Source organism: Georgenia sp. Z1491 (assembly GCF_057652395.1).
Genome location: NZ_CM172729.1, coordinates 813,964 through 827,516, shown reverse-complemented (window position 1 = coordinate 827,516; position 13,553 = coordinate 813,964). Strand labels below are relative to the sequence as shown.

13 protein-coding genes are annotated in these 13,553 nt (G+C 68.9%); 5 read left to right on the top strand and 8 right to left on the bottom strand.

What is annotated here, in order from left to right; genetic code table 11:
- Positions 1-78 precede the first annotated feature (78 nt).
- Both AC24HA_RS03865 and AC24HA_RS03860 read left to right on the top strand, forming a co-directional pair.
- Complete coding sequence (locus AC24HA_RS03865) at positions 79-975, top strand: dihydrodipicolinate synthase family protein (protein ID WP_425709419.1); 897 nt, start codon at positions 79-81, stop codon at positions 973-975.
- 249 nt (positions 976-1,224) lie between these two features.
- Positions 1,225-2,703, top strand: a complete 1,479-nt coding sequence (locus AC24HA_RS03860; RefSeq protein WP_425709281.1) for a CAP domain-containing protein — start codon at positions 1,225-1,227, stop codon at positions 2,701-2,703.
- 312 nt (positions 2,704-3,015) lie between these two features.
- Here AC24HA_RS03860 and AC24HA_RS03855 read toward each other — a convergent pair whose 3' ends face one another.
- The 8 genes from AC24HA_RS03855 to AC24HA_RS03820 all read right to left on the bottom strand — a co-directional run bounded on the left by AC24HA_RS03855 (position 3,016) and on the right by AC24HA_RS03820 (position 11,138).
- On the bottom strand, positions 3,016-3,807 hold the full coding sequence (locus tag AC24HA_RS03855) for a cytochrome c biogenesis CcdA family protein (RefSeq protein WP_425710257.1): 792 nt from the start codon (positions 3,805-3,807) through the stop codon (positions 3,016-3,018).
- Positions 3,804-4,367: a TlpA family protein disulfide reductase gene (locus AC24HA_RS03850; RefSeq protein ID WP_425710258.1), complete on the bottom strand. Its 564-nt coding sequence runs from the start codon at positions 4,365-4,367 to the stop codon at positions 3,804-3,806. The genes AC24HA_RS03855 and AC24HA_RS03850 overlap by 4 nt, the downstream gene beginning before the upstream one ends.
- A 277-nt stretch (positions 4,368-4,644) precedes the next feature.
- Entirely contained in the window at positions 4,645-4,959 is a 315-nt protein-coding gene (locus tag AC24HA_RS03845; RefSeq protein ID WP_425710259.1) for a metal-sensitive transcriptional regulator, read from the bottom strand.
- 50 nt (positions 4,960-5,009) lie between these two features.
- Positions 5,010-7,187, bottom strand: a complete 2,178-nt coding sequence (locus tag AC24HA_RS03840) for a heavy metal translocating P-type ATPase (RefSeq protein ID WP_425710260.1) — start codon at positions 7,185-7,187, stop codon at positions 5,010-5,012.
- Between the two features lie 103 nt (positions 7,188-7,290).
- Positions 7,291-7,560 (bottom strand): hypothetical protein, encoded by a 270-nt coding sequence (locus tag AC24HA_RS03835; protein ID WP_425710261.1) that lies wholly within the window; start codon positions 7,558-7,560, stop codon positions 7,291-7,293.
- 33 nt (positions 7,561-7,593) lie between these two features.
- Entirely contained in the window at positions 7,594-9,918 is a 2,325-nt protein-coding gene (locus AC24HA_RS03830; RefSeq protein ID WP_425710262.1) for a heavy metal translocating P-type ATPase, read from the bottom strand.
- Positions 9,908-10,924, bottom strand: coding sequence for a heavy-metal-associated domain-containing protein (locus tag AC24HA_RS03825; protein ID WP_425710263.1), 1,017 nt, complete (start codon positions 10,922-10,924; stop codon positions 9,908-9,910). Before AC24HA_RS03825 ends, AC24HA_RS03830 begins: the two co-directional genes overlap by 11 nt.
- 1 nt (position 10,925) lies before the next feature.
- Positions 10,926-11,138 (bottom strand): heavy-metal-associated domain-containing protein, encoded by a 213-nt coding sequence (locus AC24HA_RS03820; RefSeq protein ID WP_425710264.1) that lies wholly within the window; start codon positions 11,136-11,138, stop codon positions 10,926-10,928.
- 388 nt (positions 11,139-11,526) lie between these two features.
- Here AC24HA_RS03820 and AC24HA_RS03815 point away from each other — a divergent pair, with 388 nt between their 5' ends.
- The 3 genes from AC24HA_RS03815 (at position 11,527) to AC24HA_RS03805 (ending at position 13,388) form a co-directional block, all read left to right on the top strand.
- A complete protein-coding gene (locus AC24HA_RS03815; protein ID WP_425710265.1) occupies positions 11,527-11,988 on the top strand; it encodes a DUF6153 family protein in 462 nt (153 codons plus the stop codon).
- Between the two features lie 112 nt (positions 11,989-12,100).
- On the top strand, positions 12,101-12,691 hold the full coding sequence (locus AC24HA_RS03810; RefSeq protein ID WP_425710266.1) for a DUF305 domain-containing protein: 591 nt from the start codon (positions 12,101-12,103) through the stop codon (positions 12,689-12,691).
- A gap of 76 nt (positions 12,692-12,767) precedes the next feature.
- Positions 12,768-13,388 (top strand): CueP family metal-binding protein, encoded by a 621-nt coding sequence (locus AC24HA_RS03805; protein WP_463649043.1) that lies wholly within the window; start codon positions 12,768-12,770, stop codon positions 13,386-13,388.
- Positions 13,389-13,553: the final 165 nt, after the last annotated feature.

Here is a 13,553-nt window from a genome sequence, read left to right as displayed (position 1 = left end):
GGTCGAGCTCGGCCCGGCGTGGCATCCGGCCGCGATCACGACCACGACCACCACGACGACGAGAAGAGGCAGTCGAGCATGTTCACGGGCCTGAGCGCCTTCCCCCTCACGCCGCTCGCGGACGACCACCTCGACGAGGCCGCGTTCGCCGGACTCGTCGAGCGCCTCGTCGACGCGGGCGTGGACTCGATCACCGCCCTCGGCTCTACCGGCTCCTACGCCTACCTCGACCCCGAGGAGCGGGCGCGGGTGGCCCGGCTCGCCGTCGCGCACGCCCGGGACGTCCCGGTGCTCGTGGGGGTGGGGGCGCTGCGCACCTCGCAGGTGCTCGCGCACGTCGACAGCGCCGAGCAGGCGGGTGCGGCAGGAGTGCTGCTGGCGCCGATGACGTACCAGCCGCTGACCGACGACGACGTGCTCGAGCTGTTCCGCACCGTCACCGAGCACACGGACCTGCCGGTGGTCGTGTACGACAACCCCACGACCACACGGTTCACCTTCACCACCGAGCTCTACGCCCGCGTCGCCGCACTACCCGGTATCGCGTCGATCAAGATCCCCGGCGTGCCCGCGGATCCCGCTCAGGCCCGTCGGCACGTCGACGCGATCCGCACGGCCGTCCCCGATCACGTCACCGTCGGGGTCTCCGGCGACGCCCTGGGGGCCGCCGGGCTCGTTGCCGGGTGCGACGCCTGGTACACCGCGGTCGGAGGCACGCTTCCCGCTCCGATGCTCACGATCACCAGGGCCGTGCAGGCCGGGCGTCCGGAGGAGGCGGCCGCGGAGTCGGCACGCCTCGCACCGCTCTGGGAGCTCCTCCCCGAGCTCGGCGGGAGCGCCCGGGTCTCCGCGGCGATCGCCCAGCACCTCGGCCTCGTCCCGGGCTGGTGCCTACCGCTGCCGATCCGGGCCCTCACCCGCGCTCAACGGGCGCGGGTGGCCGACGTCGTCGACGGGCTCGGGCTCGGCCGGTAGCAGCGCGGGAAGCGGCCTCCGCACGAGACGAGAACGACGTCACCCAGAGGCAGGACCGATCGGGCTCCGGTCACCATGGGTTGGCACTGAGCTTGTGCAGCTGTCCGGGCGGCGGCGCGGAGGCAACTTGACGCCTTCGGTGAGCCCCCGCCCGGAAGAGGTGAGATGTCACACAGGTTCTCGACGTGACCGATGGTAACGACTTAGTCTCACGCGGTCACGTTCCGATAACGAGGAGAACCGACCGACGTGTTTGCACCCCCGCGCGGCCGCCACGCCCGGCGCCGCACCCTCGCCCCCCGGGTCGCCACCGCACTCCTGACCGTCGCCGCCGCGAGCGCGACCGTCACGACCGCCCAGGCGGCCGAGGCGCCCTCGGGCGTCCGCACCGTCAGCCCCGTCATCCGCACCGACGCCGGCTGGCAGAACCAGGTCGCCAACGCGATCGCCGCCCAGACCAACGCCTACCGCGCCGCCAACGGCCTGTCCCAGCTCACGCGCACCGGGTCCATCGACTCGGTCGCGCAGTCCTGGTCCAACCACCAGGCGAGCATCGGCTCGATGGTCCACCGCGGCGACTACGGCCGGTCGGCCGTGCCCGCCGGATCGACCGGCACCTCGGAGATCCTGTCCTGGGGCATCTACCCGGACCACCAGGCCGACTACTTCATGAGCCAGTGGCGCAACTCGCCGGTGCACAACAACATCCTGCTCACGGGGTCCTACACGCACTTCGGCGTCGGCGTGGCGGTCTCGGGGGACGGACGCGTGTTCGCCACCCAGAACTTCGCCACCTACCCGGGCGGCGGCCCCGGCGGCTCGACCCCCGCGCCGGCCGAGCCCGCGCCCGCGGAGCCGGCCCCGGAGCCCGAGACCGCGCCCCAGCCCGAGGCACAGCCGCAGGACGAGACCGAGGCGCAGAACGACCAGGTGGCCCCGGACACCGATGCCGCGCGCGAGGCGGACGCCGCCTCCCGCGACGCCGCGCGCACCGAGCCGGAGCCGGCCCCCGAGCCCGAACCCGAGCAGCTGCCCGGCACGCCGCGCTTCCTGCTCTCGGACGAGCTCGCCGGCGACGCCGCGCACAGCTTCCTCTACGGCGTCGAGGGCGACGAGATCTTCGTCGGCGACTGGGACGGCGACGGGTCCGACTCGATCGCCGTGCGCCGCGGGAACGAGATCCACCTGACGAACACCCTCGGCACCGGCCCCGCCGAGCAGGTCGTCCGGCTCGGGGAGCCGGGCGACGAGATCGTCCAGGGCGACTTCGACGGCGACGGCACGGACACGTTCGCGGTCCGTGACGGCAACGTCCTGCAGATCATCAACGACCTCGAGAACCCGGGCGAGATCGAGCTCGCCGCCTTCGGTGCCGACGGGGACACGCTCCTCGTGGGCGACTTCGACGGCGACGGCACGGACACGTTCGGCATCCGACGCGGCTCCGACGTCATCTGGACGAACGATCCGACCGGCGCAGGCGTGGACGGCGAGATCTCGCTCGGCCGCGACGGTGACCTCGTCCTCGTGGGCGACTGGGACGGCGACGGCGCGGACAGCCTCGCCCTCCAGCGTGGCGCCGACTTCTTCGTGACGAACGAGATGGCCTCCGACGCCGAGGTGATCGAGACCCGCTACGGGCGCGACGGCGACGTCGCCGCGTTCGGCGACTGGGACGGCGACGGCGCGGACAGCCTCGGGGTCGTCCGCATCGAGCAGACCCGCTGATCCACGCTGGGCGGGCCGTCCTCTGTCGGTCCGCCCAGCGCTCCTTAGCAGCGGGACCCGACGGGGTCACCGGTCCATCGGACTGGTGACCCCGTCGTCGTTGACGGGACTGAGTCGTCCCGGCGCCGCGGGCAGGTGTCGGCACGAGCGCTGCGGGTGGCGCCGGTGGGTCAGCTGCTGCGGCGTGGGCAGGGCCGGTGAGCACGGAGAGAAAGGTCCTGTCACGGGCACGAGGTCAGTGAGGCGAAGGGGCCTGACTGTGGTCGACGCTCCTATCCCATCCTCAGCAGGCGGTGAAGGTACTCCTGACAGTCAGACGATGGTCTGGAAGTTGGCGGCGAGGCCCTGCAGGTAGCCCGAGATCCAGTTCCAGAGCCCGGTGATCATCGCCAGTCCGAGCAGGACGAGGAGCCCGCCGCCGAGGCGCTGGAAGGTGAGGCGGTGGCGCCGTAGGAACTTCAGCGCCCGGGTGGAACGGGACAGCAGCATCGCTCCGGCGACGAACGGGATCCCCAGCCCGAGACTGTAGGCGAACACGAGGATTCCGCCGCGGGCGGGATCGGCCTCGCTGAAGGCGAGGCTGAGCACCGCGGCCAAGGTCGGTCCCATGCAGGGGGCCCAGCCCAGCCCGAAGACGACGCCGAGCAGCGGCGCGCCCCAGAGGCCCTGCCGGGGGGTCAGGTGCAGGCGCCGCTCGCGCTGCATGAGGGGGACGTAGCCCATGAAGGCCAGGCCCATGAGCACCACGAGGACACCCAGGATGCGGGTGATCATGTCCAGCCAGGGAGCGAGCAGGATCCCCAGCCAGGCGAAGATGACGCCGAGCAGGACGAACACGGCGGTGAAGCCGGCGACGAACAGCAGTACCCCGGCCAGCAGGCGCCGGTCACGAACCTTGGTCTGCTGCCCGCCGGCCAGCTGCGCACCCGGGGTGGTGGCTCCGGCCATGCCGCCGAGGTAGCCGACGTAGCCGGGCAGCAGCGGCAGCACGCACGGGGAGGCGAAGGAGATGAATCCGGCCAGCGCGGCTACGGGCAGCGCGGCGAGCATGGGGCCGGTGAGCACGGTGCTGGCGAAGAACGAGCCGACCTGGTCCCAGCTCATGCGTCTTCGGCCCTCTCGGCGAGCGTGTCGTCGATGAGGCCGCGCAGGCTGGTGGGGTCGAACTCGCCCATGATGCGGGCCGCGACCCGCCCCTGGCGGTCCAGAACCACGGTCGTGGGCATGGCCTGCAGGGGCACGAGGCCCTGGAAGGCGGCCACGGCACGTGCGCTCTGGTCATGGATGGAGGGGTAGGGGATCTGGAAGGTACGTTCGAAGGCCTGGGCGGTGGCCGTGTCATCGCGTGGGTTGACTCCGAGCAGGCGGACCCCTTGGTCCTGGTAGTCCTCGGCGATGGCCTCGAGGGCTGGCGCCTCGGCCCGGCACGGCGGACATGCGGCATACCAGAAGTTGACCACCGCCACCTCCCCGCGCCAGTCGGTCAGGTCGATGCTCTCCCCGGTGTAGCTCGTGCCCGTCATCTCGACCGGTGCACCGCGCTCGTCGGGCGTCCACAGCGACAGGGACCCGTCACCGGACACGTAGCCTGCGCCGGCCACCTCGGCGGGACTGCCGCCGCTGCCGGGTGCGCATCCGGCCAGCGTGATGGCAAGGGCGAACACGGTCGCTACGACAGCGCGCAGCCGTCCCGGGCCGCGACGAGCCTGTTGGTCGGGATCTGGGTGTGGACGAGGGGCAGGCATTATCCGGAACGTCTCTTTCACGGTTGACATGGGACAGGGCAGCGAGGTCTGCCCGGGCGTCCAGAACTGAGCGCAGACGAGCGTTGGGCGTGGTCGGTGTGCCGGAGCCCGGCGTTGTGATGAGCACGATGACGCAGCGGCGAAGGACCCCACGACCGTGCACCCACAACCGCGCGGGTCGTATCCATGCCGCGCCTCAGGACTTCACGAGGCGACTGATGGCTTCGGAGGCTTCCTTGAGCTTCTCGTCAGCGTCGGCGCCGCCGGCCTTGGCAGCCCGGACGACGCAGTGCTTGAGGTGGTCGTCGAGGAGGGCCAGGGCGACGTTCTCCAACGCGGAGGTGACGGCGCTGATCTGGGTGAGGATGTCGATGCAGTAGGTGTCCTCGTCGATCATGCGGTGGATTCCACGGGCTTGTCCCTCGATGCGCTTGAGACGAGCCAGGTAGCGGTCCTTATCGCTGATGTATCCGTGGTCAGCTTCGGTTGCTGTCGCGGTGGTGGTGTCCATCGTGTCTTCTCCGGATTCGTGCGGTCTCTGCTACGACAGCAGACGGGTGCTCATTCGGTCGTGGCCTGGTCAAGGATCTTCGCCGTGCTGGACGCGGGGGTGAGATCGAGGCGCCGCAGCAGCTGGGCATTGAGTGCAACGACGACGGTGGAGGCCGACATCAGGATTGCGCCGATGCTCATCGGCAGTACGAACCCGATCGGTGCGAGCACACCGGCGGCCAGGGGTACCGACATCAGGTTGTACCCGGCGGCCCACCACAGGTTCTGCTTCATCTTGCGGTAGCTGGCGCGGGAGAGGTCGATGACGGACAGCACCGAGCGCGGGTCGGAGGAGGCCAGGATGACTCCGGCGGACCCGATGGCTACGTCGGTACCGGCACCGATGGCGATGCCGACATCGGCCTGGGCGAGCGCAGGGGCGTCGTTGACGCCGTCACCGACCATGGCGACCTTCCTGCCTTCGTCCTGGAGCTCGGCGACCTTGGCAGCCTTGTCCTCTGGCCGCACGCCGGCGAAGACCCGGTCGATGCCCAGCTCGCGCGCGACGGTGTCGGCGACGGCCTGGGCGTCCCCGGTGATCATCACGACCTGGGCGCCGGCGGCGTGAAGGGCGTCGACAGCATCGTGGGATTCGGGGCGGATCTCATCGGCCAGACGTAGCGCCCCGATGACCTCGCCGTCGGCCAGGACGTGGAGGATGATCGCCCCCTCGTTCCGCCACTGGTCGGCGACCGGCAGTTCGTCCAGCCCGTGCTGGTCGAGCAGGTAGGGGCCACCGACCTCGACCACGGAGCTGTCGACGGTTGCCTTGACCCCGACCGCCGGCGAGGAGGAGAAATCCTGAGCCTTCGCGACTGGAACCTCGCGGGCACTGGCTGCGCCGACGATGGCCCTGGCCAGGGGGTGCTCGCTGTCGGACTCCGCAGCCGCGGCCAGCGCCAGAACGTCCTCGGCACTGCGGTTCCCGACCGGTTCGATGGCGGTGACGGTGGGCTCGCCCTTGGTCAGCGTTCCGGTCTTGTCGAACAGCACGGAATCGACGGTGCGCATCGATTCCAGGGCGAGCCTGTCCTTGACCAGCACGCCCCCGCGGGCTGCGCGCTCGGTGGCGATGGACACCACGAGGGGGATCGCCAGACCGAGTGCGTGCGGACAGGCGATGACCAGGACGGTGATGGTGCGCACCACCGCGGCGTCCGGCAGCCCGATCAGCGACCAGATGACCGCGGTGATCAATGCGGCGCCGAGGGCGAACCAGAACAGCCAGGCAGCGGCGGTGTCGGCGATCCTCTGTGCGCGCGAGGACGAGGCCTGCGCGTCGGAGACAAGTTTCTGGATGCCCGCCAGGGCGGTGTCGTCACCGGTGGCAGTGACCTCGACCCGCAGCCCGGAGTCGGTGGCGACAGTGCCGGCGACGACCTGCTCACCGATCTCGCGGCGTACCGTCTTCGATTCTCCGGTGACCATCGACTCATCCATGGAGGCCGACCCGTCGACGATCTTTCCATCGGCGGGTACCGAAGAGCCGGGACGGACGACGACGACGTCGCCGACCACGAGATCGCCGGGGGAGACCGTCACGACCTCGTCGCCGTCAACCTTCTCGGCCTCGTCCGGGAGGAGCGCTGCCAGGGAGTCGAGGGCGGAGGTGGTCTGCGCCAGGGAACGCATCTCGATCCAGTGGCCGAGCAGCATGATGTCCACCAGCAGCGCCAGTTCCCACCAGAAGTTCAGCTCATGGTCCAGGACGCCCAGGCTCGCACCCCAAGAGGCGAGGAACGCCACGGTGATGGCTAGGCCGATCAGCAGCATCATCCCGGGCTTGCGGGCGCGGAGCTCCGAGACCGCGCCGGTGAGGAACGGCTGGCCGCCCCAGACGTACATCACGGTTCCCAGGACCGGCGACACCCAACGGACCCATCCTGCCTCGGGCAACGGGTACCCGATGAGATCGGCGAACATGTCGTTGAACCCCACCACGGGCACGGCGAGGACCAGCATGATCCAGAACAGGCGTCGGAACTGCGCGACATGGTCTCCGTGACCCGCGTGCCCGCCATGTCCGTGATCGCCGTGTCCACCGTGGTTCCCGTGCGCCTCGGAGTGATCCGAGGCCTCGTCATGTCCCTGGGTGTGGGAGTGGTGGCCAGCATGCGGATCGGACCCGTGGTGCCGCGTGTCGTCGGGCGTCGAGGGTGATCGTGTTGAGTGGTCGTGGTGGCTCATGGTCGCCTCTTTCGTGTGTCCTCCAGGCTGGGAATGGAGCCTGAGCGAAGGGCCCGCGCTCTGCGAGGACGTGCGTCGAAGGAGCGCGGGAACGGATGCGGCCTCAGCCCACCGTCGCGTATCGATCGGGGTCGGCGTCGAACAATGGGCCGCAGGACGCGCAGCACAGCCAGTACCGCTGGCCGTTGTGATCGCGGACCAGACCGGCGTTCTCAGCTTCTGCCTTGACGACCGGGGTGCCGGCCATCACGGGGCACTCGGCCATCTCCTCAGCGGAGGTCTGTGCGACGGCGTCGGCGCTCGGCGCGTGTCCACAGCAGCTGCCTCCACTCGACGAAACGTCGGTCAGGTTCAGGTTCTCGTGTGCAGTCATCGGGTGTCCCTTCCTGTTGCGTGATGACGACGGTCAGACGTTCACCGGCTCACGGGCCGGTGCCGTGCCAGCAGGAGCCGCCGCGCTCTCGTCGTCCGCGCGGGCCGTGAAGGTCCGCAGCCGCAGGCTGTTCGACACGACGAACACCGACGACAGGGCCATGGCCGCTCCGGCGAGCATCGGGTTGAGCAGACCGAAGGCGGCCAGTGGGATCGCGGCGGTGTTGTAGGCGAAGGCCCAGAACAGGTTGGTCTTGATCGTGCGCAGCGTCCGCCTAGCCAGCCGGATGGCGTCCGCAGCGGCGCGCAGGTCCCCGCGCACCAGGGTGATGTCGGCGGCCTCGATCGCCACGTCGGTGCCGGTGCCCATCGCTAGACCCAGGTCGGCCTGGGCCAGGGCGGGGGCATCGTTGACGCCGTCGCCGACCATCGCGACAACCTTGCCCTCGTCCTGGAGCCGGGCGACGACACCGACCTTGTCCTTGGGTAGGACTTCGGCGATGACTTGCTCGATGCCGACCTCGGAGGCGACCTGCTCGGCCACGGACTGGTTGTCGCCGGTCAGCAGCACCGGCGTCAGTCCGAGTTCCTTGAACTGGGCGACGGCCCGGGCACTGGTGGGCTTGATCTGATCGGAGACGACCAGGACCCCACGGGCGGCGCCGTCCCATCCGACCGTGATCGCGGTCTTGCCCTGGGCCTCGGCGGCCCGCTTGGCCGAACGCAGGCTCTCGTCCACGTGCATCGACCAATCGGCCAGGAGCGACTCCCGGCCAGCGACCACTGCGTGGCCGTCGATGACGCCCTGCACACCTTGCCCCTCGACATTGTCGAAGGACTCCGGCGCAGGCAGGTCCCCGACCTCGCTGGTGGCGGCGGCCGCGATGGCTTGGGCGATCGGGTGCTCGGAGTAGTCCTCCAAGCCACCGGCCAGGCGCAGCAGCTCGGCTCGATCGCCCCCGTCGGCGGTGATGACATCGGTGAGGGTCATCTTCCCGGTCGTGACGGTGCCGGTCTTGTCGAGCACGATCGTGTCGACCTTGCGGGTCGATTCGAGGGTCTCGGGGCCCTTGATGAGCACCCCCATCTGCGCACCGCGACCGGTGCCGACCAGCAGTGCCGTCGGAGTGGCGAGGCCCAGGGCGCAGGGGCAGGCGATGATGAGCACCGCCACGGCGGCGGTGAAACCTGCCGACAGGGGGAACCCGGCGCCGATCCACGCGCCCAGGGCTGCAACGGCGATCGCGATCGCGATCGGCACGAACACCCCGGAGACGCGGTCGGCGAGGCGCTGGATCTCGGCCTTGCCCGATTGAGCGTCCTCGACCATCTTTGCCATCTGCGCCAGCTGCGTGTCCGAGCCCACCCGAGTGGCCTTCACCACGAGCCGGCCGCCGGCGTTGACGGTCGCCCCGGCCACGGTGTCGCCTTCGCCGACCTCGACGGGAACGGATTCGCCGGTGAGCATGGAGGCGTCGATCGCGGACTTGCCGGAGCTGATCGTTCCGTCGGTGGCGATCTTCTCCCCGGGCCGGACGACAAACTCCTCGCCTACGGCCAGCTCCTCGACGGAGACCCGCTGCTCCCTTCCATCGCGCAGCACCGATACTTCTTTCGCCCCAAGCTCCAGCAGGGCGCGCAGGGCGGCACCGGCGCGGCGCTTGGAGCGCTTCTCGAAGTAGCGGCCGAGCAGGATGAACGTGATCACCCCGGCTGCCACCTCGAGATAGATGTGTCCGAGCCCGTCGGAGCGAGAGATGGTCAGCTCGAAGGGGTGAACCGTGCCGGGCTGGCCGGCGGTGCCGAAGAACAGGGCCACGCTCGACCAGAGCATCGCCGCGGTCGTGCCCACCGAGATGAGGGTGTCCATCGTCGCCGCGCCATGGCGCAGGTTCATCCACGCCGCCTTGTGGAAGGGCCAGCCGGCCCACACCACGACCGGAGCGGCGAGCACCAGTGACGCGAAGCCCCAGTAGTCGAACTGCAGGGCGGGAATCATCGCCATGGCGATCACCGGCACCGCGAGGATGGCAGAGCCGATGAGCCGCTGGCGCAGCGAACGCAGCTCGGCGTCCGCGGCAGACTCACCCTCCTCGCCCGGGCTCTGATCGGAACCCTTGGTAGGGGTCGGGAGTGCGGCCGTGTACCCGGTCTTCTCGACTTCGGCGACCAACAGCATCGGATCGAGATCGTCGGGGCCCGTGACGCTGGCCTTCTCGGTCGCGTAGTTCACGCTGGCGGTGACGCCGTCGAGCTTGTTGAGCTTCTTCTCGATCCGGTTCGCGCACGAGGCGCAGGTCATGCCACCGATCTGCAGCTCGATGCTGGCGATGCCCGTGCTGGTGTTCTCAGTGGTCATGGCCGTCTCCGCCCTCATTCTCGTCAGCGTTTCCCGGCTCCTGGCCGGGACGCCCGTCCTCGGAGCGCTCCCCGCCGCGGGGGCCTTCGCCTGGGTCGGTGGTCGTGTCGATCACCAGCGGCGCGGTGTGGACCTCGCCGTCGATCTGGAAGTCGAGATAAAGCAGGTACCTCCCAGGCGTGGGCGCGGTGGCCTCGAACACGATCTCGGGTCCGGAGGTCTCCCCAGCCTGGGGTTCGTCCCCGTGCGGGTGGACGTGCAGGTAGGCCAGGTCCCCGTTACGAAGGGCAACCAGGTGACCGAATGCGCCCAGGTAGGGCTCCAGTTCGGTGACCGGCTCGCCGTCACGAGTGATGGTCATGGTCAGCTCGGACGCCTCACCTGCGGTGAGGCTGCCCTCCACGCTGACGTCGAAGCCGCCCACGGTCGTCTCGGTAACCGGCTCGGTCGCCGGTCCCGGGTTGTAATCGCCGGCCACCTGGACCGAGGTCGAGAGCGTGAGGCCCTCTCCGGTGTCTGCGGGGACAAAGTCCGCGAAGACCCGGTAGGAGCCAGCTCCGTCCCACTGCCAGGGGATCGACCAGGTGCCCTCGTCATCCATCTCGGGGTGCACGTGGCGGAAGTGCTGCCCGTCAGCACGGACGGCGATCAGGTGCAGCTCCTGCTCGTGCTCCACCTCGAAGTCCGTCACCGCCATGCCGTCCGGGCCGGTCACGGTCAAGGACAGCTCGCCCTCGCTGGTCGTGTCGGTCGGCGCGATCACGGCGGCCAGCCGGTAACCCCCCTGGGCCAGGCTCAGGCCCAGTGACGACACTCCGGCCTCGCGACCGTCCTGCTCGACGGCGTTCATCAGACCTTCTCCGTCGTGGTGGGCGGTGTCGTCGGTGTCGTGCGTCCAGCCCTGCACGGTCTCCTCGGAAACCACCGCGTTCGCTACGAATCCAGCCACAGCGAACACAGCCACCAGGAGCAGCCCGTACAGGCCGAGCCGCGCAGGCGCCTTCATGTCAGCTCCTGACGGCGGCGTAACCAGCCTCATCGACTGCGGCGATCACCGCGGCATCATCTACCGGCCCATCGGCCGTCACAGCCAGGTGGCCGGTGGCCGCGCTGACGTCGATGCCGGTGACGCCGGGGACCTCGCCTACCTCGGCGCGGACCGCGCTCTCGCAGTGTCCGCAGCTCATGCCAGTCACCTGGTACTCGGTCGTGGTTGCCATGGCTTCCTACTCCTTCATCTGTGTACGACGACCGTCACCCTATACCCCTAGCGGGTATCAATCAATTGTTGGAGCCGCCACGTTCTGCCTCGACCCCGATGACGCGCCGCGGTTCATCTAGGCGATCCTGTTGCCGGCGTTCACTGCCTCCGCGACTCAGGAAGGAACGCGGTGAGCAGCTCCGCGATCGCGATCACCGGCGAGGGTCACCGCACGCCCGGTAACAACACCCGGCCTGTCTCCATCGACCCGCTGTTCACCGTCCGTCACCTCGGCGATACCACGGTTGCGCTGACCGGGGCCGACACCGCCAGTGGTGCTCCTGCACATGAGTCAGGTGTCCGGGCGGCTTGTGGTCGACCACAGGGGCGGTCGGTAACCTGGCCCGATGGTGTCCGTGCCGGCGACGCGATCCGAGAGAGCCCCTCGGGGCATCTTCCGGCGCCTCCTCTGGGGTGGTCTGCTTGTTGCCGGGATCATCGTGGGCCTGGTCGCCATGCATACGCTGAACCTGCATGGCACTCCGACTGCCCAGGCGCCCGCAGCCATCTCAGTTTCCGCCCCTGAGGCCGGAGAGGCCCACCACGCGGCAGTAGGGCAGCAGACATCCAGCGACACGGCCAAGAATCACGAGGGTGCGTGTGCGGACTGCGGCGCCAGCGACCATCTAGAGATGGCGATGGCGTGTGTGCTCGCGCTTCTGCTCGCGCTGCTCGTCCTGATGCCGCCGCGTCTCCTCCCTGGATGGATGCACAGCAACCCACGATCAGATCATCCCCAGGTCCGCCTCACCGTCCGAGTGCCACTGAGGGCACCGTCCTTACACGTTCTCTGCATCAGTCGCACGTGAGGGGCCGGTGAACCCGGCGCGTCCCAGAACGCCCAGGGTTCCCCACCTCACTCACGCGATGCCATCGAGGTTCGCGTGCCATCCAAGCGACTGTTGATATTGGAGAACACTGATGACTACCCGAACTGCGGCGACCGCTGCGCTCGCCCTCGCCGCTGCCTTGGTACTGGCCGGCTGCTCCGCCGGGAGCGAGGACGACTCGACGCCGGTCACGGAAGACGACTCGACCGAGCAAGCAGCAGGCGTCAACGATGCGGACGTGATGTTCGCATCGATGATGATCGTCCACCACGAGCAGGCCATCGAGATGAGCAACATCGTCCTCGCCAAGGACGACGTCGACCCGGAGGTGGCGACGTTGGCCGAGGAGATCAAGGCGGCCCAGGGCCCCGAGATCAACCAGCTCAATGGTTGGCTCGATGACTGGGGCGTCGACCCGGACGAACGCGAGATTGACGGGATGGACCACGGCGACGGAATGATGTCCGAGGAGGATCTCGCCGCCCTCGAAGCGGCCAGTGGCACCGAGGCGTCGCGCCTGTTCCTGGAGCAGATGATCGTCCATCACGAAGGAGCGGTCGAGATGGCCCAGACCCAGGTCGAGGACGGAAGCGACCCGGCTGCGATCGAGCTCGCACAAACGATCATCGACGACCAGACCGCAGAAATCCAGGAGATGGAAGACCTCTTGGCCTCCCTCTAACGCTCCGTCCGGGCCGGTGTCGGAACGCTCGAGCGTTCCGACACCGGCTTGCCCCCACGTCTCAAAGGATCAAACTATGACCAACCCCACCAGGACCCGACGAGGGAGTCTGCTCACCGCAGCCACCATGGCGCTCATCTCTGGCCTCGTGCTCGCCGGTTGCGCAAACTCCACCCCCGAATCAGCAACGCCGCCATCCAGCAACCAAGCTTCCGACAGCGAGTTCTTCTCCACGCACGACCTGGCGGGACTCGACGCCGCGCAGGTCATCGAGCGGCTCGACACGATGCCCGTTGCCGATCGCCCATCTGATCTGCTCGCATCCGTTCAGCCTGACGCTCTCGTGCTCACCGATGACCAGGGCCGCGAGGCACAACTGCCGATGCCCGAGGACGAGGTATACGTCTCCGTCGCGCCCTATCGCGAGCAGACGCACGACTGCTATTTCCACAGCCTGACCACCTGTATCGGTGAACTCGGCAATGCGGACGTTCAAGTCGTGCTCACCGACGCCGACGGTGAAGTTCTCATCAACGAGACGCGCGAGACGTTCGACAACGGCTTCGTCGGGTTGTGGGTGCCTCGCGACATCGAGGGAACCCTCACGATCGCGCATGAAGGACAGGAAGGGACAGTGGCAATCACCACGCTGAACGAGGATGACCCGACGTGCATCACCACCCTGCGAGTTACCTGACCATCAGATAACAGGTTCGACAGCGCGGCGGCGAGTACAGGCTCTTCGGACATCGGGGGCTGCTCGGGTGAGCGGTCGGGAGCGGGGCGCGCCGGCTTGAGGTTGCGGGGGTAGGCGTCGGGGTCCCCTGGATGACCAGCAGTGACGAGTCATGCTGATCACCCT